The 24757-nt window shown below is 60.5% G+C and carries 28 protein-coding genes and 1 pseudogene; 23 read left to right on the plus strand and 6 right to left on the minus strand.

Annotated features, from left to right (window positions below):
• The 7 genes from ABIE52_RS32675 to ABIE52_RS32705 form a co-directional block, all read left to right on the plus strand.
• Window positions 1-1638: AAA family ATPase (locus ABIE52_RS32675; protein WP_354541588.1), on the plus strand; the 1638-nt coding region annotated here is incomplete at its 5' end.
• Window positions 1639-1756: 118 nt separating this feature from the next.
• A complete protein-coding gene (locus ABIE52_RS32680) occupies window positions 1757-1987 on the plus strand; it encodes a hypothetical protein (RefSeq protein WP_192713346.1) in 231 nt (76 codons plus the stop codon).
• A gap of 133 nt (window positions 1988-2120) precedes the next feature.
• Window positions 2121-2516 (plus strand): hypothetical protein, encoded by a 396-nt coding sequence (locus ABIE52_RS32685; RefSeq protein ID WP_192713345.1) that lies wholly within the window; start codon window positions 2121-2123, stop codon window positions 2514-2516.
• Between the two features lie 170 nt (window positions 2517-2686).
• Window positions 2687-5857, plus strand: coding sequence for a UvrD-helicase domain-containing protein (locus tag ABIE52_RS32690; protein ID WP_192713344.1), 3171 nt, complete (start codon window positions 2687-2689; stop codon window positions 5855-5857).
• Window positions 5858-6256: 399 nt separating this feature from the next.
• On the plus strand, window positions 6257-6622 hold the full coding sequence (locus ABIE52_RS32695; protein WP_192713343.1) for a hypothetical protein: 366 nt from the start codon (window positions 6257-6259) through the stop codon (window positions 6620-6622).
• 2 nt (window positions 6623-6624) lie between these two features.
• Window positions 6625-7128, plus strand: coding sequence for a hypothetical protein (locus ABIE52_RS32700; RefSeq protein WP_192713342.1), 504 nt, complete (start codon window positions 6625-6627; stop codon window positions 7126-7128).
• 139 nt (window positions 7129-7267) lie between these two features.
• On the plus strand, window positions 7268-7609 hold the full coding sequence (locus ABIE52_RS32705; RefSeq protein WP_192713341.1) for a hypothetical protein: 342 nt from the start codon (window positions 7268-7270) through the stop codon (window positions 7607-7609).
• Window positions 7610-7676: 67 nt separating this feature from the next.
• Here ABIE52_RS32705 and ABIE52_RS32710 read toward each other — a convergent pair whose 3' ends face one another.
• Together ABIE52_RS32710 and ABIE52_RS32715 are read right to left on the minus strand one after the other, a co-directional pair.
• Window positions 7677-8660 (minus strand): hypothetical protein, encoded by a 984-nt coding sequence (locus ABIE52_RS32710; protein WP_192713340.1) that lies wholly within the window; start codon window positions 8658-8660, stop codon window positions 7677-7679.
• Window positions 8661-9110: a hypothetical protein gene (locus tag ABIE52_RS32715; RefSeq protein WP_192713339.1), complete on the minus strand. Its 450-nt coding sequence runs from the start codon at window positions 9108-9110 to the stop codon at window positions 8661-8663.
• Window positions 9111-9219: 109 nt separating this feature from the next.
• Between ABIE52_RS32715 and ABIE52_RS32720 the strand changes: the two genes are divergently transcribed.
• The 3 genes from ABIE52_RS32720 (at window position 9220) to ABIE52_RS32730 (ending at window position 12307) form a co-directional block, all read left to right on the plus strand.
• The gene (locus tag ABIE52_RS32720) at window positions 9220-9813 is read left to right on the plus strand and encodes a hypothetical protein (RefSeq protein WP_192713338.1); all 594 of its coding nucleotides are present in this window, start codon (window positions 9220-9222) and stop codon (window positions 9811-9813) included.
• A 389-nt stretch (window positions 9814-10202) separates the two neighbouring features.
• On the plus strand, window positions 10203-11306 hold the full coding sequence (locus ABIE52_RS32725) for a site-specific integrase (RefSeq protein ID WP_354541589.1): 1104 nt from the start codon (window positions 10203-10205) through the stop codon (window positions 11304-11306).
• Window positions 11306-12307: a recombinase gene (locus ABIE52_RS32730; protein WP_192713336.1), complete on the plus strand. Its 1002-nt coding sequence runs from the start codon at window positions 11306-11308 to the stop codon at window positions 12305-12307. Before ABIE52_RS32725 ends, ABIE52_RS32730 begins: the two co-directional genes overlap by 1 nt.
• Before the next feature lie 56 nt (window positions 12308-12363).
• Here ABIE52_RS32730 and ABIE52_RS32735 read toward each other — a convergent pair whose 3' ends face one another.
• Window positions 12364-12978 carry a helix-turn-helix domain-containing protein gene (locus ABIE52_RS32735; RefSeq protein WP_192713335.1) on the minus strand — a complete coding sequence of 205 codons (615 nt, stop codon included), beginning with the start codon at window positions 12976-12978 and terminating at the stop codon, window positions 12364-12366.
• Between the two features lie 337 nt (window positions 12979-13315).
• On the opposite strand from ABIE52_RS32735, the gene ABIE52_RS32740 reads away from it, so the two are divergent.
• Complete coding sequence (locus ABIE52_RS32740) at window positions 13316-13684, plus strand: hypothetical protein (RefSeq protein ID WP_192713334.1); 369 nt, start codon at window positions 13316-13318, stop codon at window positions 13682-13684.
• A gap of 433 nt (window positions 13685-14117) precedes the next feature.
• Here the strand turns inward: ABIE52_RS32740 and ABIE52_RS32745 are convergent, their stop codons facing one another.
• On the minus strand, window positions 14118-14366 hold the full coding sequence (locus tag ABIE52_RS32745; RefSeq protein ID WP_192713333.1) for a hypothetical protein: 249 nt from the start codon (window positions 14364-14366) through the stop codon (window positions 14118-14120).
• A gap of 216 nt (window positions 14367-14582) precedes the next feature.
• On the opposite strand from ABIE52_RS32745, the gene ABIE52_RS32750 reads away from it, so the two are divergent.
• The 12 genes from ABIE52_RS32750 (at window position 14583) to ABIE52_RS32805 (ending at window position 23082) form a co-directional block, all read left to right on the plus strand.
• On the plus strand, window positions 14583-15275 hold the full coding sequence (locus tag ABIE52_RS32750) for a hypothetical protein (RefSeq protein WP_192713332.1): 693 nt from the start codon (window positions 14583-14585) through the stop codon (window positions 15273-15275).
• A 91-nt stretch (window positions 15276-15366) separates the two neighbouring features.
• Complete coding sequence (locus ABIE52_RS32755; RefSeq protein WP_354541590.1) at window positions 15367-16197, plus strand: DUF6884 domain-containing protein; 831 nt, start codon at window positions 15367-15369, stop codon at window positions 16195-16197.
• A complete protein-coding gene (locus ABIE52_RS32760; protein WP_192713331.1) occupies window positions 16194-17108 on the plus strand; it encodes an N-6 DNA methylase in 915 nt (304 codons plus the stop codon). Before ABIE52_RS32755 ends, ABIE52_RS32760 begins: the two co-directional genes overlap by 4 nt.
• A 122-nt stretch (window positions 17109-17230) precedes the next feature.
• Window positions 17231-18565: a replication-associated recombination protein A gene (locus ABIE52_RS32765; protein WP_354541591.1), complete on the plus strand. Its 1335-nt coding sequence runs from the start codon at window positions 17231-17233 to the stop codon at window positions 18563-18565.
• Window positions 18562-18804 carry a hypothetical protein gene (locus tag ABIE52_RS32770; RefSeq protein ID WP_192713330.1) on the plus strand — a complete coding sequence of 81 codons (243 nt, stop codon included), beginning with the start codon at window positions 18562-18564 and terminating at the stop codon, window positions 18802-18804. The genes ABIE52_RS32765 and ABIE52_RS32770 overlap by 4 nt, the downstream gene beginning before the upstream one ends.
• A 37-nt stretch (window positions 18805-18841) precedes the next feature.
• A complete protein-coding gene (locus tag ABIE52_RS32775; RefSeq protein WP_192713329.1) occupies window positions 18842-19090 on the plus strand; it encodes a hypothetical protein in 249 nt (82 codons plus the stop codon).
• A gap of 90 nt (window positions 19091-19180) precedes the next feature.
• Window positions 19181-19786 carry a hypothetical protein gene (locus tag ABIE52_RS32780; protein WP_192713328.1) on the plus strand — a complete coding sequence of 202 codons (606 nt, stop codon included), beginning with the start codon at window positions 19181-19183 and terminating at the stop codon, window positions 19784-19786.
• Between the two features lie 56 nt (window positions 19787-19842).
• Window positions 19843-20505, plus strand: coding sequence for a hypothetical protein (locus ABIE52_RS32785; protein WP_192713327.1), 663 nt, complete (start codon window positions 19843-19845; stop codon window positions 20503-20505).
• Window positions 20506-20649: 144 nt separating this feature from the next.
• Window positions 20650-21438: a hypothetical protein gene (locus ABIE52_RS32790; RefSeq protein ID WP_192713326.1), complete on the plus strand. Its 789-nt coding sequence runs from the start codon at window positions 20650-20652 to the stop codon at window positions 21436-21438.
• A gap of 40 nt (window positions 21439-21478) precedes the next feature.
• The gene (locus ABIE52_RS32795) at window positions 21479-21766 is read left to right on the plus strand and encodes a hypothetical protein (RefSeq protein ID WP_192713325.1); all 288 of its coding nucleotides are present in this window, start codon (window positions 21479-21481) and stop codon (window positions 21764-21766) included.
• A 15-nt stretch (window positions 21767-21781) separates the two neighbouring features.
• The gene (locus tag ABIE52_RS32800) at window positions 21782-22489 is read left to right on the plus strand and encodes a hypothetical protein (RefSeq protein WP_192713324.1); all 708 of its coding nucleotides are present in this window, start codon (window positions 21782-21784) and stop codon (window positions 22487-22489) included.
• 14 nt (window positions 22490-22503) lie between these two features.
• Window positions 22504-23082, plus strand: coding sequence for a thermonuclease family protein (locus tag ABIE52_RS32805; protein WP_192713323.1), 579 nt, complete (start codon window positions 22504-22506; stop codon window positions 23080-23082).
• 222 nt (window positions 23083-23304) lie between these two features.
• On the opposite strand, the pseudogene ABIE52_RS32810 reads toward ABIE52_RS32805, so the two are convergent.
• A pseudogene (locus ABIE52_RS32810) lies at window positions 23305-23490 on the minus strand (recombinase family protein); the annotation flags it as partial.
• Between the two features lie 284 nt (window positions 23491-23774).
• On the minus strand, window positions 23775-24272 hold the full coding sequence (locus ABIE52_RS32815; RefSeq protein WP_192713322.1) for an uL22 family ribosomal protein: 498 nt from the start codon (window positions 24270-24272) through the stop codon (window positions 23775-23777).
• Between the last annotated feature and the right edge of the window lie 485 nt (window positions 24273-24757).

The following is a 24757-nucleotide window of genomic DNA, read 5'->3' on the forward strand; positions in this document are numbered from 1 at the left end:
AAGAACAAGCCCAGTGCGATCCTGCTGGGTCCAGCAGGTGTCGGTAAGACCCGCGTCGTGGAGGAACTTGCTCGTCGCATCGCGGTCGGTGACCCCACTGTGCCGCCGCGTCTACGGAAAAAGACGATCTATGAACTAAGCCTGTCTTCCCTGGTCGCGGGGACGATGTACCGCGGCATGATGGAACAGAAGCTCGAAGCCTTGATTGCTTTCGCCAAGGAACCGAAGAACGGGGTGATCCTGTTCATCGACGAGATTCATCAGTTGGTTCCGGAAACCAACCACGGTTCTGGCACCCTTGAGGAAGTTGCTCAGTCACTCAAACCCGCTCTCGCGCGGGGCGACCTGTGTGTCATCGGAGCCACCACCGACCAAGAAGGTCGACGGCTGAGCGCGGATCCGGCTTTCTCCCGCCGTTTCACTCGCATCGGTGTCTCAGAACTCAATCAAGATCAGACTCGACAGGTTCTCTGCACCGTTCTCCCTACTTTGCTGAGCCACTACAAAAAGTCGGTCTCAGCCGACGAAACCGTTCTCGATCACGTCATAGCTCTCGCGGATGAGCACCTGACCAGCCTGCATCGCCCGGACAGTGCTCTCACCTTGTTGGATCGATCTCTGGCGAAGCTGACCATCAACCGCCACAAGCCTGATATCGCTGCCTTGATGTCTCCCGGTACCGCGTTGCCACTCACTCGTGCGGCCATCAAGGAGACCGCGGAAAGTATGCACGGTTCGGATGCGGTTGCTCGAGGATTCGACGAGGAGGCTCTGACCGAAGCCCTCTCCCGGATCGAAGGTCAAGATCCTGTGTGTGAACGAGCTATTGCTTTGCTGCGCAGAGACGCTCGGGGAATCTTCCCCCGCCGCAAGCCTCTGGGGTGGATGTTCGCCGGCACCTCGGGTGTGGGAAAGACCGAAGTCGCCCGTCAGATCGCTCGTTCAATCATGGGTACCGAACCGATCATCTTCAACATGGCCGAGTTCTCCGAGGCACTCTCGATCACTCGGCTACTCGGTTCCAATCCCGGCTATGTCGGGTCGGACACGAACAAAGAGATGCCGTTCGATCCGCTCGATGCGAACCCTCGGCAAGTCATCGTGCTCGATGAGTTCGAAAAAGCTCATCGCGATGTGCAACGAATCTTCCTGTCCGCCTTGCAGGAAGGCACTGTACGGATGGCGTCCGGGAAATCGGTCGACTTCTCCAAAGCTCTGATCATCGCCACTACCAATGCCGGGCGGGACGACATCGCGAAAGGTGGGCTCAGTCTGGGGTTCAGTTCTGGGTCCGCAACCGGAGCGCACGCTCTCACCCGGGGGCAGCTGACCAAAGCGCTCACTGACCAAAGCGGTGGCTCCGGGTTCGAACCTGAACTGCTGGGGCGATTCTCATGGATAGTGGCCTTCGACGTGATCTCACGTGAGGTCTACGGCAAGGTACTGGCGGCTGCTTTCGTTCGCTTGCGCGACGAAATCCAGCGGACCAATCCGTTCCTCGCGGCATCTCTGCCTGACGAGCTGAGTGACGAACAGATCGCGAAGTTCGTCGAGGACAGCTACGTCGCCGCGCAGGGTGCACGTCCTGCAGAGCCGGCGATCCGGAATTGGATTGAGGAATTGCTCGATCCCAGCTGATTCACCGGTACAACGCAGGGGCCCCGCGATACGCGGGGCCCCTGCTGTATGTCCTGCGTAAATCTTCAGCCCATTCGATCGCTCCGGTCCACCCGTTCACTGGAAGAAGGCTTCACCCATGCAGACAACTCCCCAACCTCGCCATCCTGACGAAATTTTGAACGACTTCGACCAGGCAGTGCGCGGACTCGCTGACATCGACTCCAGAGAGTTGATTTTCGAGCTGATCGACGACCTGCGAGCAAGTTACCGCCTCGCCATCGAACTGCATGTGTCTGACGTCCGTGCAGTCGCCGAGATCGAAGCGGAGATCAGTGACTACATCGCCAACCATTACGGCGACGGCTGACCCCTACCGCACCGAACCGATCTGCACTTCTCGAACACCTGACTGTCCGTGCATCGACAACTGCTGATGCCACCCCACTCACCCTTTTGACAACCACTCACCCCGCCGACGGGGACACCGACGAGGAAACATCATGACATTCCAGAAACTGGTATCGAGCGACTACGCCAAGGACCTCATCGAAGCCGCTGCTGTCACCGTAATTTCGTGCGAGAACATCCACCGCGACAAAGGTGAATCGGCCACCGACGCACTCGCCTGGGCGATCGACAAAGGTGGCCTCTTCACCTATGAAGATGCTCTGCCGCTACTTGTAGATCAGGCGTTGAACATTCACGAAGACCAACGCAACAGTTTCCCCGTCGGATATCCCGTATCGCTGGTCACTACGTCGTTCGCGAATCCGAACTACGAAGACCGGATGAAGTCGGTGACCGATTCCGATCCCTTCACCTTCGCCGAGTGCCTACCCACTGGTTCTGACGAAGAAGACCGCGTCCTCTCACTGCTTTCTCTGGGGCCGTCCTGATCGAGGCGGTCGGGGATCGGGTCACGAGCTAGGACGCACGCCCAATGGGCGCGCCGGAGGGGGAAAGACAGCTCACCAGCCGGGCGAAGTGCCGGCCGGATCGGGCAGATAGACGCCGAGCTGGAACCCCACAGACACCACCACCGACCACTTGAAGAAGGAGACCGGCCATGTCGATCCAGCCGCTCATCATTGACGACGACAGCCTTCTCGGCTTCACCTCCGCCGAACCGAAATACACGCCGAAGGATTTTCATCGGGACATCACCGGCACCGGCGGTAGCCGAGGCCGTATCGACGTCAGTGTGCATCCGGCTAACCCCGACTTGAGCTACGACCCGATCCCCAAAGTCGACGCCCCGACCAAGGAACAGATCGACGGCGAAACCTCCGTCCGCACGCTCGTCACCCAACCGCTGCTCGAACGGCATTTCGAGGAGACCCTGCAGCGCGTCTATTCGATCGACCACGCTCGTGCCGCAGCCGGCCAGAGCGCTGCCGAACTTGAGGCCACTCCTTATCTCTACCGCTTCAATGTTCCTCCGATCGTCCACTTCGAGGAGGTCAAGAAGGCCAAGAAGGTCGAGACCCGCCTCGTGCAGAACATGTTCGATCTCAACGCTGCACTCGGCGGCGGTGTGGAGGGATTTCGGTTGTGGCTCAACCTGGAGCCTCAATTGGTGGTGCTGCGCGACCGCAAGGTCATGGATGTCAGCACAGGCAAGAACGTCGTGACCAGCACGACCCACATCCGCTACCGCGTGGAGCTTTACGCGATCGCCGATCGCGAGCACACCGACACCCTTCTCGATCACGAGGGTGTCCACACGCTTCTCGACGCCGCCGGTGATCCCGTGACGGCTCCCTCGATTACCGAGATTGCCGCGGTCACCGACGTGACTTCCTTCGACCCACTCCGGTTCGACGGGGTTGATTCGTTCGTCCAGGTCTCCTACTCGTTCAACGTCCCCGAGACCCTGGACGAGATGATCGCTTCCACCGTGACCTACCTGCGAGGTAACCGTTCGGGTGCAATCCCCGCGTTTGACACGAAGGCCTTCCAAGCCTGGTCACTCGATCACTACTCGGTGTACGACCGCCTGTGCGCTTCCGCAGAGCTGTTTCAGACCGAACTCGTCGTCGAGCCCGTCCTCACCTACATTCGCAGGCTCTACGGTGCGGAGAACTGGTTGGCCGTCGTCCGGGGCGAAGCTGTCTCCTCGGCCAGTATGGAATCGGCCGGCCTCCAGCTGGCGTTCCTGGACAATTTCGCGACGCCGCTCGAGGCGTACACCGCGATCTACAACGGCCTGCTGGCGCTGGACAATTCGGGACCGATCGCCCAGGCATTGATCTCACGGAACATGCAGCTCAAGCAGAATGCTGAGCTGCAGTCTCTCCACGCTGTCAAACACCTGTTGCCAGTGCCCGGACCCGTCGATCCGACTCGGTACACCATCCCGGAGTACGCCTCGATTCAGCAGCGGGCGGCAGTGAACACGACCGATCCGTTGGTGATGGTCGTGGCGGGTGCCGGTGCAGGTAAGACGTGGACGATCACCGAGCGCATCAAGATGTTGACCCTGGGTTGCTCCGTGACCCCTGGCTCCATCCTGGCTCTCTCGTTCACCAACGCTGCGGCAGACGAGATCCGCGATCGCAATCCGGGAATCGAGTCCAAGACGATCGCCCGAATGATCCACGAGATCTACACGGCCAACTTCCCCACCCAGGAACTCTCCACCATGGAGACGATTCAGAACTCACTTGGCATTTACTTCGGTGCGAAAGTCCATACCGACTACGTTCTCAGTGAGTTCCATCGGTTGGTCGGCAGGTTGATCATCAAGGAAACCAACGCCGACATCATCGCGATGAGCGCGTTCATCGAGCAGTACACCAGCGAAGTCGTGACCATCCTCAACGGCATCGGTCAGACGACCCTCGAGCTGGAAATCATTCTGTCTTATCTTCTGATCGACAAGATGATCGAGCCGTACACCAGCCCGGCGTACCTGATCATCGACGAGGTGCAGGACAACAGCGCTTTCCAGTTCGTCTACGCCATGCGGTACGCAACCAAACACCGCTGCGCGCTGTACATGGTCGGCGACGCCAGTCAGACCCTCTACGAGTTCCGGGCCGCCAATCCCAAGGCGCTCTCGGCAATGGAGGCATCGGGTGTCTTCACCGTCTGCAAGCTCTCCACGAACTACCGCTCGGCACAAGAAATCCTCGACTTCGCCAACATCCACTTGCGCGATATCGAGGCCAACAGGTTCTCCAAGATCCAGTTGCAGGCCAATTCCGTCGAGACGTCCACCGTGGAGAGTTTCAGTAAGTCGGTGCGTCTGATCAGCAAGTCCTGCGGGACACAGAAGGCGTTCGATCAGAACTTGAAGCAGTACCTCCAGGGAGAAAAGCTGTCGAAGTACTTCACCGACAACCTCGCAGCCGGCGAGACCACTGTCGTGCTCTGCCAAACCCGTCGTCACGCCAAGATGACGCAGGAGGCGTTGACGGAAATGTTCCCGGAGGAAGCGATTCACAATCTCGTCAGTGACCGCGCCTACAGCATGAAGACCTTCTCGACCTTCATTGCTCGGTACTGGGACCAAGTCACCTGTGTCGAACCTGCGGTTGCTCCGTTTACGTTCCACCAGCAGATTCGCAATCAGATCCAGTATTTGGAACCGCGTAATACCGAGATCGCCGAGAAGGTTCTCGTCAACGCTCTGGTCGATTGGTGGAAGACGGCTAACAGTCAGTGCCAATCGTGGTTGCAAATGGTGGCCTCAGGCATGATGTCCGATGATGACTTCTTTCTGCATCTTCGGCAGTCCATCTTGGACTACGAGATCCGTAACAATGCGATCAGAAATTCGCTGACCGGGCAGAAGAATGCAACTCGCAAGGAAGAAATGGCTGCTCGTAACCCGAAACTGCTGGTTTCCACGGTTCACGGCGTCAAGGGAATGGAATTCGATCACGTAGTGGTCGTGCTCCAGCCCGAAACCTCGAACACCCGAAAGGACGAGTCCTTCAAGCGACTGCTCTACGTCGCCCTGACTCGGGCCAAGAAGGACGAGATCATCCTTGCAGGTGTGGGAAGTACCAAGCCTCGGATCGAGACCGATTACGAAGCTGTCGTCGAAGCTCTGCGTCTTCGTGAAATCGAAGATGCTGTTGTCGAAGATGACACTGCACCGGCCATTGTCGAGGTCGCTGAGGATCAGGTGGTCGTTCCATTCGATCCTTTCGACGTCGGGCTCGACGACTCTGCTCGAATCCCCGTCTCTGTCGGATCTGCGACTGCGGGCGATCAGAACACCCAGTTCTGACAACGGCACAGGCGGCAACCTTGGTCACAAACCAAGGTTGCCGCCTGTGTGCTTCTGCGTGGATGTCGTTGCCCTGATCGGGAACGACATCCACGCTTGAATATTCAATCACCTGAGAATGCGACAAAGGAGACATTGATGCCGAAGGATGATTTTCGGAGAATTGACGAATTGGTCTTAGTGTATCGATCGGAAGGTACCGGTGAGTATCACGACCAGCGTGCAGCTGATTTGGTCGAATCGGGAACTCTCATCGATCCGGACGGGCCGACTATGGGAGATGACATGCAGATTGTCGGATACCGCTTGATTTAAGCTCGACACCGACTGATTCGAAGGAAACCGGCACTCGTGCCGCGATCCAGATTCAGTTGAGACACCACACTGAAAGAGGCACCAATGACCGACACGAACGACCCAGCCGAAAGCGCCGAACGGCCTTTCAACCTTATACCTCTGGATCAGGCGCCTGGCCTGGTCCTACGTATGCTCGCTCGCTTCGCCGAGGGTCTGCCTGAACCGATGGTCATCGGAGCAGGGGACCGCCCTGTCGCTGCCTTGATTCCCATCGAGGATCTCAATCGGCTGCGTGAATACGACCGCCGCGCTCTCAATTCCGAAGAGTTGTTCTACTCCGAACTCGATCAACGGATCCAGAGTGCCGAGGCCGGGCGCGTCGTCTCCGACCTCGACTCCTTCGCTCAGTCCCTCGGATCGGTCGGAGAACAATGGGCCAACAGGCGCCCCAGTAGCGAACAGGGTTAACGATGACCGGTGTGCCGTTCCAACTCGTTCTGCATCCAGCCTTCGAGCGTGACCTACAGGATTTGGCGACCGAGGCCGGTCGCAATCCAACCGGAGAAGCTCGCCGGTTGCTCTTGGTTACTCTCAGTGCGCTTCAAGCGGTAAAAGACGGCACCATTCCGGTGCGCCCTCTGGAGCAGATGGGTTCATACCCGGATCTCTCCGACTGCAACAAGGTGTATATCCAGACGGATCCGGACAGCAAACCGAAGTATCGACTCGTCTGGCGCGAGCGTCCGCCGGAGGAGCCCGGCGGAATTGCCACACGCGAGGTGATCCAGCTCGGTGCTCGCGAACTCGGCTCGGTCTACCATCTGGCCGGCCAGCGACTCGGTCGTCCCGCCGGCGTCAGTCTCGAAGAGCTCCGCGAACCTGAACGCAAGGACGCCGCCGCAAAACTTTCGAATTTGTCTCAGTTCCCGACGCCCACTCGTTCCCCGAAATCTGATCAAGAGTTCGGCGGTTGACCACTTTGATACCGACTCGCCGGTAGGTACCGTCCGACGAAGGGTTGGCCCAGCAGCCATACTCGGTACCGACGTAGGTCTTCCACCGAACATCCGTTCACGGGGGCGTCGCAGAAAGACATTTCCGAAAGGTCTGTCCATGAGCAAGATGAAACGACTGGTCACCACCGGCGCAGCTTCCGTAGCGATCACCGCCGCTGCAGTTATAGGTTCCGTCGTTGCCGCGCCCACGGCATCGGCTGCAGTGATTCCGGGCGACTACACCTTCACCACCGTCAACTTCGGCATCCCGTCGAGCGCTCCGGCCAGTGTCCAGGGCAACAACCTGGTTCTGTTCTCGCCTGTCGGACCTTTGAATCTTCCGATCGTCGATGTTCCCGGCGGCGGATTCGTCGACTTTCAGGGGCAGCGTTACTTCCTCGGTGGCGAAACTTTCTTCGGTCCGTTCGTCATTGGGCACAGTGTGTTGAGCCCTCGCTGATCGGACTCCGTCCGCAGCACCCCGCGCCGTCTCGTATTCACGAGACGGCGCTTTCTTTTTCGGACCCTTACGGGACGCGGTGAATGCGAAGACCTTTCGGATTGTCGATTTCTATCGTGACGCCATCGTGCTGTTTGGGGAGCACCGTTGCGACAGTGTTGGTGAGGATGAGGTCGAAAGCCACTGTGACCCGCCGAATGACATCGCCGGCGGCCTCCGTGGTGCTTGCTGTCAGACCGTCGCTGATCTTGTGGCGGTTACCGAAGCCACCCACTCTGCGTCCGACGTGATTGCCATTCACGTCGTACTGGTCTTGAGCGTTACCCGATTCGGCATCGACTCCGGTCACGTACTCATGTTCCTTACGCCATCGATGGAAGTTCTCTGCCCGGATGCGAAACGCCTCCTTCCATTCCGGTGAATCCACCAGATCCCCGAGTGCATCCACCGAAGCAGCGTGGAGTGAGGAATCGAGGGTCTTCCTCAAGTCTTTGACTGTCCGTGGGTTGAGAGACAGCCATGCGTCAGGATCTTCTGTGGCGAAAGGGACATACGCGGGTCCGAGTGTCCCTAGCTTGGTGAGCTTCGCGATCTCCACCTGTGCGGCGGTCGAGGTTCGGGCGACGCGGACAACGAAGTTCGCCAGACGATGCCCGACGCCGATCGCTGTCTCGATGGCGCCGTCGGCTAGGTAGCGTTGGGCGAGAGCCATGCCCTTCGGTTCTGTCTCGGCTTTGAGTGCCCGCTCATGCCAGACGGCTTCGACATATGCCGCGGCGCCGAGCATCAATGATTCCGCCGATGAACCAGCGAGCGCTGACGTTTCGCGCCACTGGCTGCGTTTCAGTTCCACGGAGGTATCGGGTTCGTGCTCCGCTCGGCTGTACATCCATCCGCGGATGCAGACACGGTGGACCTCGTCCATCCCGGTTTCGACAAGATCTGGTCGGCTGCCGATGCTGCCTTCGTGTGCTCCGATGTGCGCGAGGCGGGACCATGCGGCCACGCCGCGTGCGTCGTCACCGGAGGTCGTGCCAGGAACAGCAGTCACTTAGTTGAGACCCTTCGCGATCGATTCCAGGTTCGCCACCTCATACGTGTACGCGGCGTTCGCCTCGTGGAACTGCTCCTGCACCTCCGGATCCTCGAACCGACGACGAGCCTTCTCGTAGAACGGTGTCTGGAGGCGCCGGAAGATGTCGACGTACGCGTCGAAATTCCCGATTTCCTCTGACGGACTCGGGGATGCCGGATCCGGGCTCTGAAGAGGGCCCGCCGACAAGAACGACAGAAGATGGCTCAGACCGTCTTGTCCCACCATGCGCTCGAGCTCAACGCTGAACGTATATCCGGCGTTCTCGGCCGGAGCGCACTGGCCGTTGTGGACGATCCTCCAGTCTTGGAACAGTCCATGCGAGTCTCGTCGCGCGGCCACGAGCCCCTTCTCGACAGTTACTTCGTCCGAACACTTGTCGCACACCCATGCAGAAGGAGAATTCATTCGTGCAGTATCTCACCTCAACGGTCTTGGGGGTTCGTTACGGCGACGCGGAAATTCCTGGCGCCGAACGTACTTCGAGGCGCCAAGGCCGAATGGATACGCTGACGTGATGGATGAGACGCCGTGGTCGTTACTTGGTCGGTTGCCCGTGGAGAACTTGCGACGTCGCGCCCGCGTTCTTCAAGTTCTCTCCGAAGCGGAACCGCATTCGCTCGACGGGTGCGACCTCTTCCGTTGGGAGAGCGGCGGCGGAGACAATGCTTCGTGGTTGTTCGCCACCGATGGTCGCATCCTGCTACTCGTCTTCGACCATGAGAGTGAACTGAACCTCTTCTCCGACTACGAGGTGGGCGCGCAAACTGCAATGTACAACGGGATCCCAGACGATCTCCTCGTCCACGTGCGAGGCCTACCGGATCAAGAACCGTTCCTGATGGTTGGAGATGCTGCAGATGCAGTCCCTGCTGCATCCGGTGTCTTCTGGTTCGACGGCGTTGCTTGGCATCCAGCAGACGGGCTGTCGACGCTGGTCTCCGAGCGAGGCCTCAATCTCGTTCAGGACTCTGGGGTCGCCCACTGCACCAGTTGGTATCTGCTGGATCAAGAGTTCACGCCGAACTCACTGATTGCAGCTGGCGCCGAGGATCAGTTCGGAATGAACCTCCACGAGGTCACGACAATATTTGCGGCTGCAGGGCCTTAGCGCGTCAATCTGCTATCCAGCATCTCACCAGAGACCTCGCAATGTGCCCCTTGTGTTCGGCAAATCCTTGAAATGTGAACCGCAAACGGGCAGGTCACGCGTCTTTTGGACCGCACAGGGCTTACCTCTGTTGCGCATCGATTCGTGTCGATCTGCGTCGCAACACAACTATCCGAACAGGTCTTCTTCGGCCTTCCCCTACTCTGCGGCATCGTCAGTTAGTGAAAATGCGCGATTGATGACGAGAATTTCAGTTCTCGCAGCGTCTCCGACAAAAGGCCTCCTCAACGCTTTTTTGAGAGTCCGGAAATGTCAGTACAGCCAGATACGGTGCGGGTATGGCACTCGATCAGGTGAATTCGACACCAGCGACCTGGGTAGGAGCCTCCGTGCCCCCTCCCAACCTCCCCGACTCGACCGCACAGAAGATCGCCGCATCGATGTCCGCGTCCCGGGCGGAAAGTACGGTGCGCGCCTACGCCTCCGCGTGGCGACGATTCGAAAAATGGTGCATCGATGGCGGCCACACCGCGCTACCCGCGCATCCGGCGACAGTCGCCGCGTATCTCGTCGAGGCAGCCGACACCCTTGCGCCCGACGGTCAGCGAGCGTTCGCTCCCGCAACCTTGTCAAAGTGGGTCGCAGCCATCGCACACTCGCACCGCATCAGCGGGCGCGACAATCCGGCCAGCCATGAAATAGTGCGTGCCACGTTGTCCGGCATCCGCCGCACCTACGCGGCCGCCGGTGAACGGCCAACCAAACGAATGGCCCCGCTGCTGGTCTCCGACATCCTGACCGTGGTCGCGGTCGCTCGCGAAAGCATCACCGGTTGGGCGAGTGAAGTCCTCGAACGTCGGGACAGCGCACTGTTGCTCACGGGGTTCGCCGGCGCATTCCGACGCAGTGAACTCGTTGGACTTTCCTGCGGTGACCTCACGATGCACCACCTCGACGGTTTACACATCCGACTCCGTAAGTCCAAGACCGACCAGGACGGTGCGGGTGCAGTGAAAGCTCTCCCCGTCACTGTCTCCCATACCGGTTGCCCACCCTGTGCGGTCATGCGCTGGCTGGAGGTTGTCGCCGCCTACGACCGGGGTGGCCGAACCGCGCTCATCCGACTGCTTCGGGTCCGCGAGAACTTCGATGCGCACGTGTGCCGCGGGCCAGTTCCCAAGACCGCATCACACGCCCCGTTCTTCCGGGCGATCGCCAAGAACGGAAACCTTTCCACCACACCGTTGTCGAGTTCCTCTGTGCACGGCGCAGTCCGTCGCCGCGCTGGTGCGGCGGGGTACGACGAGACCCTCGTCGCCTCCCTGGGTGGGCATTCCTTGCGCGCTGGCTTTGTCACTCAAGCCTTCCGCAACGGCGCCGATGCCCACGCGATCATGCGTCAGACAGGCCACAAGTCCGTGGGAATGCTCGAGGTGTACGCCCGCGAGTACACCCCTCTGATGGGCAACGCTGTTACCGACATCGGCCTCTGATGAGCGCCCCCATCACCCTACGGGGCAAAGATCGTTCTGTGTGGGCACTGTTCACCGACTGGTGCGCAGCCGCTGATTTGCGTGCACTACCAGCCGACCCGCTCACGTTGGCACAGTTCATCACCGAGAATCCAGCGGCACTGACCACCCAGCGCCGCCGAGTCACCACCATCAACGCCGTACATCGCACCGCGGAACACCCCAGTCCGGGCAGCGCAGAAATGATTCGAGGCACACTCAACCATGCTCGGGCGCAACGCCTCTCGTCGCTCGCTGTCACGGTGTTCGAGATTATCGACCAGTTGCCGGCCTCAGGGTGGACTGCAGGACTCTTCGGCCGTCGCGACGCACTGTTGCTGCTACTTGCGGCCTCCGGACTCAGTTTCGAGCAGATCAGCGATCTTCGCCGATCCGATCTGCGTCTCGACGGCGAAACCCTGGTACTGGACCTGGCACATCCGGTCAGTCTCGATCCTTCGACCTCCAACGGTTCCCTCTCCCCCGCCCAGGTCTATCGGAGATGGCTCCAGATCCTGGAGTTCCAAGACCGGGCACCGGCGACCCACCTGCTTGCCGGCAGGCTCGACACCAACACATTGCCCACCGAGTACCTACCTCGCGTAGTGGCTGACGCGGTTGTCACCCAGCGGAACTCGGCACCGTTGTTCACTCCGATCGATCGGTGGGGGCATACGCCGTTCGCGCGGTCTTCCTTGTCAGCTCACTCGATCGCAAACATCGTCGCTGCGCACCTCACCGGCCGATCGCCCGGGCACCGTCCACCCCCTCGTCAACCGCGTCCCGACGAGTCACCCAAGGACTGGCAACCCGAGGCTTACCCCGAGGTCGTTCTCGACGACCGGTACTACGAAAGCGGTCTCGAAGCCCGCCGGACCGCGCACGCGACCCTTTCCGATGTCACCGCCGAACTCGACGACGTCGAAGCTCGGGCCGACGCGATCCTCGAAAAATTACTCGCTGTCCTCGACGCCGAAGTCTGAAACACGACAGCTCCCGACCCTGTGGGGCCGGGAGCTGTCGCATGGTGCGGTGGGTGCTACCTCTCGTTCTTTACCAGGAAATCCGATTCGCGGCCGGGTGGGACGTCGATCCAAAGGCCGGTTCCTACAACCTTTCTCACAGCCTCTGGCGCGAGCGTTGTCCGGAAATACTTGCGACTCGAATTCTCGATCCGAACCCAATCGACGACCGTTCGCACATGCTCGGGATGAACGTAACCCTTACATGTCGCCATGAATGTGCACTTGCTAGCGACCATGAAATCGCAGTTGATGTCCGAGGCCTCCCAGACGCCTTCGATTCCATCAAGCAGTTGAGGGTTGCTGTAGTCGACACCCATGAAGTCGCTGAGCTGTCTCGTGGTCCCGCGCTCGAGGATGGGATCACTGCGTTCTTGTCGCTCTAGGACGCTCACGCGGAAGATTTCGCTGTCGATCTCCTCCGGGTTCTGGATGTAACGGGTCTTCTGGGTGAAAGCCAGCAGTGCATCACTGTCGATACGTACTTGCTTCCCGGCGCCGACGTTGATGAACAGTCCCGCCTTAACCTGAGCGTGAACCTTCTTTTCCGTGATCGACGGTGTGTAGCCATTGACAGCAAGCTGCTCAGATAGAAATTCTGCAGCCTGTGTGGTCGTGAGACGGAATCCCATATTTCGAGCCCTTCGCGAATACCACCAGGAGGCTCCCGCTCGATTACGGAATGTTCTCCTGACCCGGTGCTGCGTCAAACCGTAGCACACCTGTCGACAAACGCGACAGGTGCTGTGCTGTGTAAATGCCCCGATTCGTGCGATACGGCTCAACCTGTGGCGGACAAGTGACACCGAACGAAAACATTGCCAGGGCGGGGCCCAGGCCGGAAACGCACATAAGAACCCCTATGAGATTGCGCAGCCTCCAAGGCCTGCCACGTAGCGATCCAATCGGCCAACAACTTGTTGACCAATTGCCGTGGGGCCACCGCACACACCCAAACAGGAGACGACCATGAACCTTGTCACGGACACCCTCGCAGAGTTGGTCACCGAAGAGACGATCCCGGCATTCGGGCAGTACTCGGTCACCACGGTTTCAGTCGATCTCGCGCTCGATCTCATCGTCTCCTCCACCTCCCCCGTCGCCCAGCACGTCAACGGCCACGGCGATCCGCATTCGGTAGCCGAGCTGATCTCGTCCCGTCTCGGCGTCGGCTTCGGTTCCACCACCGCAGTGCTCTTCGCTTTCCATCACGACAAGCTCTTCGCAGTCTCCGGCGTCATTGTCGGTGTCAACGAATTCGCGATCCAGCTCGCTGACGAAAACAAGAACCTGCACACCTGGCCGATCGCTCGCGTCTTCGCACTGATTGCGGACTGAGCACACGGCCGGCCGACTATCAGATCCGCGATAACTCAAGAGAAGTGAGACAGACAATGGCCACACTCGTTGCCCCCTCAGACATCCCCGAAGTCGACCTCGCAGATCAGGAATACCCGCCGCGGGTCGGGGGCTGTTTGTGCCACTCCATTCAGGAGGGCTCCGGCGGAAGGTCGTACTCCTACGCCATTCTCGGCGTGAACTGCCCACGCTGTGAAGCGTTCATGGACGACTGTGATTCCGTCGACTCCTGGAACGCCCTCACTCGGGATGAACGCATCGCCGAGCTCGTTCGGATCAAAAACTGGGTAGTCGAGTATGAAGCGCGACGTGCTGCCGAAGCAGCGGCTTTCGGAGGGGAAGAACCACCCTTCTGATCCTTCGCCCCAGAATCGTCCGCTCCTCCGGCGGCTGACCAGTGAACGTACTGCGGTCAGTCAGGATTCTGATCGTCCTCGCCCTTGACTCTGAATTTTGGCTTATTGGTTGGGATGTCGTTGACCAACCAGTCGATGCTCTTGTCGCTAAATTCTTGCGGAACTCCAGCTGAGGGGAAAGGGAGCTGTTTCTCCGCCTGAAACTTTCGGAGCTTTGACACTGTCCGCTCGATGTCTTCTGGTGTGACAGCGTCAATCGCCTTTTGCAGCTGTTTTGCTGTCTCAGGATCCACATCTTCACTCACAGGGCCGATCCTATTCGCTCCAGTCCGGTTTGCAGGCTGCGAGCGTTGCGGCTCCGCGCCGGGCCGAACACCAGCGGTCGGGCCAATGACCCGTACCCAAAACGCCCACCCCTCAGCGTGCGACCCACCGCTGAGGGGTGGTGCTCACCATCCCCCGCAGCCGTAATCGTATGCACTCCAAGCAAACCCATCGAAACAGAAAGAAAACTCCGTCCCATGCAGCACATCACGCTGGATCGCACTGTCGCGTCGGCTCTGGCCTCTTCCGAATGGTCCGACCTGGACGCCCGATTTCGTGAACTCGACCCTCAGCACCGCCACAACCAACCGAAACTGATCGGCATGCTCCGGGAACTTGTCGACGAGAAGTGCTCTCCGGTCAGTCACAAACTACTGCACCTGGTCGAGAACGAGACGACTTCTGTCCATCTGTTCGCCGACTTTCACTGCGATGAGTACGGCGAGATTACGAACGATCACCACTTGTCCTTGTCGGTCATGATCGGCGGCGGACCGCTGATCCTGGATGCCGGCATCGACGACATTCGGGCACTTCCACTGTCGGACGATCTCACCGAACTGGACACAGTCGTCGTCCTGACTGCTGTCGTCGACTACGTCAACGCGCTGATCGGCCGGGCCGTCGAAACATTCTCTGGGCCAGCATTATCCGCGTCACAATCCGCCCAGCCCGCACCTCTCGAACTGCGTGTGGTCTCAGTTGACGGCGTGCGCGAAGAGTCCGACCTCAATCCTGCTCTGAGTGCAGCGCAGCGCGACAAACTGCGCGCTACCTCCGACACCGATATCAGTGAAGCCATCGCCGCATCGTGGCCTGCCATTGCCGATCGCTTCTACGAGATCCACGACGAACTTCAATCCGCGGCCGTCGCACGACTCTTGAGCTGATCGATCACAGGTCCCATCGACGGGAATTTCGTCCTCGGCGGCAAAGCCGCCCACGAGTGCGATCGAGGCCGAAACAACCCGAAGGATCACCATGCCACCCCTGTTTGTTCCCCAATACAAGTACGACGACGCCACCTTGACGCCGCCGACTCCCGGAAAAGACCTGGTCCTGGCAGTTGGTTTGGTGTTCTCCCGGCTCGGCGTAGGACCCAAGACAGGCGGAGGGTACGCAGGTGTCCCGATCTCGGTGGGCTCCGCCACTACCTCGTTCCGTCGTCACGACGGGGTCGTGATGCGCTTACCCAACACTGATCTGGTTCTGTGGAGCGCACCATTCGACGCGGCAGCCCGCCGGCGTGGAATCCGCATCCTCGCAGATCGACCCGGTTGGGAATGGTTGCGTTGGACTCTCGCCGACCACGTTGCTGCTGATTACGAACGACTGGCGCCCGATCAGGAGATCGTCCCGGTGCATCCGTCACCCAGGGACACAGGTCCACTCGTAGTCGTGCCGTGTGGTGCCCGCAAACGCGCTCACTCTGCCGCCGCGAAAGATCTTTACATCAGCTCGTATCAGCAGTTATGCCTTCGAGCCGCCCACGCGTTGACCGCGCCGGCCAACATCCGGATCTTGTCCGGCCGGTACGGACTCCTCGAACTCGACACCGTGATCGAGCCCTACAACATGCGTCTCGGCGAACCGGGATCGGTCACCGCTGACGACATCTTCGACCAGGCGACAGCTACGGGCATCATCGACGCCCCGGACGTCGTCGCCCTCGCAGGTAAGGACTACACCCGGGTAGTCACCGCGACTTGGCCGCACGCTCGCACTCCCCTGGCAGGGAGCCGGGGAATCGGAGATCAACAGCACAGGCTGGCCCTGATCGCCGCCCATTCACACTCAGGAGTTGCACAGTGACCACCCCTTCTTCCTCCCAGTTCCCACCAACGACACGGCGCGCGATCGGCATTGCCGAAAGCGTCAGCGGGGCCTGGCACCGCAGCCACTGCAGTGATCGACTCGACATCGCAGTCGGGACCGTTGCCGCACTCGCGCTAAACCCGCTCAAGGAAACCATCGGACACGGTGGAATCGCCGCTCGGTTCAGAGAGCTCGACAACGCCGGTACCGCAGATGCCCTGCGAGAAATCTGGGGGCGCTGCTGGCTTTCCGATCCGTATCTCGTGCAGATGGCCCTCCCGCTACACGGATGGTTGGAAGAAGACCCCAGCGACGAGACGTTGTGGGCCGTTCGAGGTGTTATCGACGCTGCACTCCGGGCCGGTCTCCTTGATCTGGTCGGGCACGCCGATCCTGCTCGACGGTCCAGCGAGGACGTGCTCGGCACAATCCTCACTCACATGCGTTCGGTCGGCGCGCGAAAAGGACTGGGCGAGTACCACACACCACCAGACGTCGCCGACCTCATCGCACAGCTCGCCAACGAGCGGTTGCCTGAGCCCGGCCAGTCGATCGCCGAACCGTGCGCCGGATCGGGTGGGCTGATCCGCGCCGCGGCACAGAACATTCGCCGACTCGGGGGTGACCCTGCCGACTACCAGTGGGTGATGGGGGACATTGACTCTCTCGCTGTGGCATGTGCTGCCTCAAACGCCATCATCTGGGGACTTGGTCGCCGAGTTTTGGTCTACCGCGCGGACGCACTCGCCGAACCAGATGCGCCGATGAGAGCTGCAGCAACCAGAACGGCAGTGCTCGAGCACCACCATCGTGTCGTGACCACAGCGATGCCCGTTGCCGTCATGAAGATGGCGCTCGCAACCTACACCGAAGGCTCCCGCGAGGCCGTCGACGACGATGCGGCCTGACGACAGCGCCGTCCTCCATTTCCGAAATGTCGCGGCTCCACAGTTGTTGCCGTAAGCACTATCTCGCTTTACACCCTGCGCGCGGGATATGCCGCAATGCCGAACAGTGAAAGGCGGACCACGTGACCGTGACGAACCAACAACCACTGGCCGCCCGGATGCGGCCGAAGACCTTGGCCGAGCTCGTTGGGCAGGATCACCTGATCTATCCGGGATCGCCTCTGCACCAACTCGTCTCAGGAACCATCGGTGCACCGTCTGTGCTGTTGTGGGCGCCGCCGGCGACCGGCAAGACCAGCACGGCGCGCATCATCGCCGAAACCACGGCGAAGCATTTCCGCGAACTCTCGGCCACCAGTGCCGGTGTCAAAGACGTGCGCGCAGCAGTCACTCATGCCCAAGCCGCGCTGACCGCTGAACCTCCAGTCGGCACCGTCCTGTTCATCGACGAGATCCACCGTTTCTCCAAAGCGCAGCAGGACATTCTTCTTCCTGCTGTGGAGTCGGGGACGGTGTCGTTGATCGGCGCCACCACCGAGAACCCGAGTTTCTCGGTAAACCCCGCACTGCGGAGCCGTGCCATCCTGCTCCGACTCGAACCACTCTCGCGTGAGAGCATCGTGGCGATCCTCGCCAACGCTGTCACGAGCACGCTCGGTCTCGACGCCGCGGTAGAGCTTCCGCGCGACGTGGCACTCAGCATTGCAGACGTCGCCTCCGGAGACGCACGGCAAGCCCTCACCGTTCTCGAGCTCGCGGCCGGCGTCTCTCTCGCACACGGCCGCCGTCAGATCCTGGCAGCGGACGTGGAGAACATCGCTCCTGCTGCGTTGTTGCGATACGACCGGGACGGTGACCAGCACTACGACATCGTTTCGGCGTTCGTCAAAGCGATGCGTGGTTCTGATCCGGACGCGGCACTGCACTGGCTGGCCAGGCTCATCGCTTCCGGCGAGGACCCTCGGTTCATCGCCCGGCGAATCCTGATCCACGCGTCCGAGGACGTAGGTATGGCTGATCCCACCGCGATCCTCGTCGCTCACGCAGCCAGCTATGCCGTGGCCACGGTCGGGCTCCCCGAGGCCCGGATCAACCTGGCCCAAGCGGTCATCCACATCTGCACCGCGCGCAAGTCCAACTCGGTGGTCGCTGCGATCGACGCCGCAATGGCGGACGTCGACGCCGGCCGCACTGGATCGGTGCCCGTGCACCTGCGCGATCCGCACTACCCCGGTGCGAAAGCTCTCGGCCACGGCCGCGGCTACATCTACCCCCACGATCACCCGCACGGCGTGGGCCCTGTGCAGCAATACGGACCTGACGGTATCGAGCTGAACTACTACACCCCGACTGATCACGGCTCCGAAGCCGTTGCTGCACATGCGATGTCGGTCGTCAAAACCCTGCGTGCGGGAGCTTCCGCACCTGCACCGTCACCAGGAGAAGACATCTCATGAGCGCATCATTCACCTTGACCATCCTCGACTCCAAAAGCCTGAATCAGGCACCGGCGCACGAGTCCGCGCATCCCACGATCGCTGCCGCTACCACTGCGCTCGAGGCGACCCTTCGCGACGCCGACGCTGGTGTCCGCTCCGTTGCTCACCCGACGGAGTGGTCGGATGAGCGCCCCGTGTTCAACCTGATCGACGCGCATGGTCAGCGAGTCGGTGTCGCAGTCATCGAGCGCGACTGACCCCCTTTTCGTCCCGACAACCGACAGGACCACCAGCATGTCGAACCCCATATACGGCACCTGTGTCGCGCGCACCGAGACCGACCTCCTGGCACTGTCCGCGGCATACCTCGCATTGCACGCCTATACCGATGGCGCATGTGACAACCGAGATATCAACGACACCGACATCCTGAACTGGGTCGCTGACTTGGTCGCCGACCTCCGGCGTCTCGTCGACGTGCTCGGTGTCGACTGGTCAGCTGTTGCTCGTCTGGTCGACGAGTACAGCCGCAACGCGCAGTAGCCCTGCGCCAATCTTTCGCAGGAGTAGTCGCGGAATCCATTGTCGCAAAACTCAATCCATTCTCGAAAGTTTCTAGACAGGAGACAAAACATGCGAGTCCTACGTATCGCCACAGATGGCAGTGTTACCTCTGTCGACCTGATTGAAGGGGGCCGAACCGTCTCGCAAGGTCTCTACTCGGAGCTCGAGTGCCGTGCCTTCGGTCTCGTGACCCTGCCTGACGGCCACGGCCAGGTCATCGACCTCTGGGTCGACGAAGAAGGTCTCTACACCACCGCGATCAATACCGTTGCCACCGCTGTCGCGAAACACCTCGAGCCTCGCATCGCGCAGCCCCTCTTCGGGCACGTCGTGCTGACCTCGAGCGACGACGTCGAGACGGTAGCCCTTACGGACAGTCAGATGGTGACAGTGCTGCACGCGATTCCGATCACCAACAGGGGGGACGCTCTGCACGCCGTGCCTGATTCCCAGACCCGCGTGAACGCCCTGCGCCCAGCGACAGAGTGCGGCCCCGGCTACCGGAGACGTGTTGTCGACGAGCTACACCGAGCACGGCACATGTGGGAGGTCGACGCTGCCGGCGCCTGCCTGGTCGCTGCAGAAATCGCAGCCGGATTCCGCCCGGAATCCGATTACCCGGATCGGCACGATCCCGCTCTGTACGCCAGTGCACCCACCGTGTCATCGCGCTGACGACCCGACTCACGCGCGCCACGTAGCTGCTTCCACCGAAACCGGAGAACACACCCATGTCCGCACCCAGCTCCGCCATCGAACCGTTGACCGACTCCCAATTGGATACTGTCACGGTTCATGTCGGCAATCTCGACGACGAGATCAACAGACTTCTAGCACAAGAACGAAGCATCACCGCCCACGCTCTCGCGCGTCTCGCCGTTGCCGACGATCCCGCTTGTAGCCGTCTAGATATTTCAGGCATCGATGCTGGGGGGCAGTTCACAAGTGCTCGGTATTGGCAGGGATCGACAGCCAAAGAACTGTCATTGACTCCCGCGATCACCTCGACCCTCGCTTCCATGCTTGCTCGACTGCCGGCGGGTCATACGGGGGCGTGGTTTCGGCGGCGCGATACCGCTAGCCTCGACATTGCGCCCGCTCTCGCACTTACCCAGGGATACCCTTTCCAGCCAGTGCAAGACCGGCTGGTTTCCCTGATCGAGGACAAAACAGGTCGCAGCATCCGCCGAATCGAGATCACCTCGGAACTATGGGAGAACGAATACTTCTACTGCGACCTGGTGGACGTCGACTTCACTGACGGTGACAGCGACGAGATTTCAATCGAAGAATTGAACGACTTCGCTTCGGACATCCAGGAGCAGGTCGGCACACCGGGGGCCAATACCGTCGTCACTTTCGTCTGCGCCGCAGGTCGGGTCACTATGCGGTGAACGCGGGGGCGCCCTCCACTCTCCGTTAATGACAGCGAATGTGCGGCTACCCTCGAGTGATGCGGAAATAGACTTTCCGTCGCGGAAAGCGTCCCGCGACGCACGTCGCTCCCGGCTCGCTGACTTCTAGGACAAGGAACACCTATGGCCACGACACCGTCTGCCTCACAGCTCGAATCGCACGCTCCCTGGCTCGACGTCAATCACTGGGCATCCGGTGAGGATGCGGTCTGGGTGTCCTTCAACGGGGTTGACGAATTGGAGGCGCTGGTGAAGATCGCATCACCAGCTGACCAGTCCATCTTCGAGGGCCGCAATACCGACACACCCACAACTTGGATCGACGGCTACGCCCATGTGAGGCACGTACATTCATGCGCTCCCTGCCTTGCATGGCTCAACGGCGCACGTCTTTACGGCAAAGTTATGGGCGGGTACTGGAGCCAGTGGAGCTCCGCTGCGCGGCTGACACGCAGCGCACTCGGAAACGAGATTCTGTGGCACCGAGAAGGCAACCACGCGGCAGGAACGTTCACCGAGGACGCCGACATTCCGGACTGGTTGCGCGAAGTGACAGCCGGGCATCTGCTGCTCCCGGAGTCACCATCACTGTCGGTGGCAAGAATTTGGGATCCGATCGACTGGCCTACCCTGCTCGAACAACACCCAGGAGAGCTTCCCGTCCTCGTCGACGGTGGGTGGACACAGCCTCAGATCACGTGGGACTTGATTGTTGATGTCTACCGCATGGTCGAAGCCACCGGCTTGGGTGTTTGCCTAGACGTGGATCTCGAAGTGGACGTCGGCGGACCTCAGTTGCTTCCCCAGGCCATCTGCAGCGACGTCCGTAACCACCCGGAGATCGAGGAGAGCATCTCGGCTGCCCTCGGAATCAAGCAGTACGGCACGGAAGGGTTCTGGTTGCTGCACTGATCCGCCGGCGCACCACCCCTCCGACGTGGAAGGAATCACGATGACCACGACACCCATCCCGCAACGGGACTCACAATCGCCCTGGCTCAGCGATGATCACTGGAAAGCCGGCGACAAGGCCTGGTGGATTTATGCCGTAGCAGGAGCCAGGAGGACCGCTGTCGAGATCATCGACCCTGTAGAGGGAACGGTCCGCGACCCACACGTCATCTACAACGGCGGAGTGTTCCGAGCGGCTGCCAAGTTTGATCGCATCCGTCATCGCGACGAAGCGTGTGCCCCGTGCGCAGCCTCCGTGCTGGCGCTACTCGCCACCCGAATATCCTGATTCGAAAGGTTGTCTATGACTTCCACGAACATGCGAGGACCTGCCATGCGGAGAAACTGGCTTGTGCCCGCGATCACTGCAGAGGGCACCGAAGCGATGCAGCTGATCCCGAATCGCTTGCTCCTCGACGATATGAGCACACCGGAAGGGTGGGCCGCGAACCGCGAGTCCGTCTGCACCACAGATCCTTTCGTAGACGAGGTGGACTGGGAGCGAAGCATGAAACAACTCCTCAACTGGCACGTGTGCACAGGGCCGGCGCGGGCGCTGGAGTTGTGCGACCGCCACGAGCATGCGCAGCGTCTGCGTGATCTGCCGGAAATTTTGTGGTTCGAAGCGGTGGAGCGTCCAGGACTGCTACGCAAATACACCAGCGCACTCCGTGAGGCCTACTGGGAACTTCGCTATGCCTCGCACGATCTCGCCCCGGTGACGGTGCCCAGTGGCCGTCCGCCGAATCTGACGGAGCTGGTGCGCACGATCAGCTTCGACGTCCGGTCCCTGATGGTGGGGTCTCAGGCGGGAGAGTGGGCGCTCCAAGTCTTCGAACAAGGCCTGACCTTCTCTTCTCGCACAGCAGGTTTGAGTGACGTCGACTACATACGCGAACTCGACGTCGATCTGCGGATCGCCATCAGTCAGTTCGTCGACAAGGTGACATGGGTGAGCCCACCGCCGGCAGAACACGCTGTGCCGCGGCTGCCTCCGCCCCACTCCCTTTGATCGAAAGGTGCCCGATGACTTCCACGAAACGGCCTGCGCCCGCGCGTTCCGGACCCGGTCGCCGGCGAATGGCCTCGAGGCTGGCGGCCGCGCTCGGGGCCCCCCTCGCACTTGCCGGCTGCCAACTCGATATGTCGGGTCTCGCGCCTCCAGCATTGGAGCGGGGCGCCTCTGGCCAGGTGGTCCACGTCGTCGATGGCGACACCGCCGACGTCCGGCTCGTCGACGGTTCGCAACTCCGGGTTCGGGTGCTGGGTATCGACACTCCCGAAACCGTGAAACCGGATGTCGCTGTTCAGTGTTGGGGGCCCGAAGCAAGCCAGTGGGCGCACCAGATGCTGGACGGCGCTCAGGTCAGATTGATCATGGATCCCGCGGCAGGCGACCTCGACAAGTTCGGTCGAGCGCTGCGTTACGTCGCCCTTGCCGACGGCACTGACTACAGCGTTCTCGCTGCCAGTGAGGGAATGGCCCGGGAGTACCCGAGCTACACCAAACCGCTGAGCAGAAGTGCGGACATCGCTACCGCACAAACCAATGCCCAATCGCGGAACGTCGGGTTGTGGGGGCCACCGTGCAACGGAAACTCCTGACAACCGGTCCGTTCGGCCCCTTTCGTCGGTACCGTTCCCTGCGCTGCAGGAACGACCAGGCAGAGTCGTCACATCTGTCTCCGCGGACAGAGACTTTCTTGTCTGCCCTGGCCTGAGAGGTTTCTCGGATGGGCAGTATGTGGCGGCCTTCTCTGTTTCAGGGCCGCGGTTCTCCGCTGACCGTGACTCGAGGAGCGTCCGGCCGGCATGCGTGTGGAGGAGCCTGTCCACGTACGAGTGGTGCCACCGAAATCCCCCGCCGGGAGTCGGTATACCTTCCGAGTTCAGCCTCGTGGCGATCCCGCGCAGGCTGGCTCCGTCGAGACGTAGATCGACAACGTAGAGCAGAACCTTGTCCGAGCACTGTCGCCTTCGCCCAACTCGCTTTGGCGTCATGGTGGCGTTCATCGCCCACCACCGCGCCCGAACAGTTGAACAAGGGCTTTGATCAGGAGCTCGACGAGCTCCTTGGAGTTTTCAGCTCGATCGCGATCTGAGGCCGAGAGCGACCTATTCGTCGATCTGATCAACAGGTAAATGACCGCCATTACTGCTGTCCCCCACAGCGTCAGTAGATACAGGAGGACAACAGGCGAGGCGGAGGTGGACAGGGAAATTAGTGAAGATGGAAAGTCGTTCACGGGAGTGCGTCCTTACAGCTCGGGTCTATCGGCTGCGGACTACATACGACGTTAGGTCATCACCAGGTCCGCACTGGATCGACGAGTCGACCTGCGGACATTGGGGCCACGCGTGACCTGAGGATGAGAAGTGACGAGCTGCCCCGGGGTCTTGCCGTGGCGCTCTACGTTGTTGGTGATCTGCGCGAGCAGATTGCCGATCTGAAGGTTGAGGGCAGCAGCAAGCGCGTTCCGGAACCCGGCCAGAAGAACGGGGACGCCTTCGACTGACTTCGGTTGCGTTAACAGGTCCAGCAATGAGTCGACATGGGTGTAGCGACCCAATATTTGCAGTTCAGCGGGCCTGATCGAGGAGATGGATCGAAGGAGGGACTGATGCGCTCGGTGGGCGCTGGTCTCACTGAGAGACAGGAAGGACGGCATCTCCGCAAACCGGAAACTAGCTCTCATCCGCTCGAAGGTCGCACGCATGGATTCGATCTCGCGGATTTGCAGGCGCACGACAGGCGGGACTGAAACCAGTCTCATGTGTGCCGCTGCGGTTGCCATGTCTTCACCCTAAGTCGGCGGAATCGGTGTTCCGCTAATTCATGTGGCCTAAATCACCACTCGTTACCTTTGTTAAGCATACCACTCTGCCTCTGGATGCTTTGTTCCTCACTGACTACCTAGCAACCGTCGAGTGCCGCTACGTAGGGATCGTCAGCCGCCGTGGGGTCGATCGCGAAAAACAGTCCTCTCTCCAGGCGGTCCACTCGCTCGGACCCGTTGCCGGCCACATCAACCGCAGCATTCGAAAATTCGGCGACGAAGTCTCCGACGGTGCGTTCCTAGACAAACAGGGGTCCGCCTCCGTATTGGAAAGCGAGCCCGAACGTCGGACTGATCTACTTCGGGAGTGCCGAAACGCACCACTCTTCCCTGCATCCAGGGTGTCGCACCAGCTGCCCATTGAAGGACTCGCGCGACACTTTTGAGCAAAGATTTGGCTATCGCCGCATCAAGGACGATGCTCGATATCACCACTTTGTCCG

The organism is Rhodococcus sp. OAS809 (genome assembly GCF_040546695.1).
GTDB classification, from domain to species: domain Bacteria; phylum Actinomycetota; class Actinomycetes; order Mycobacteriales; family Mycobacteriaceae; genus Rhodococcus_F; species Rhodococcus_F qingshengii.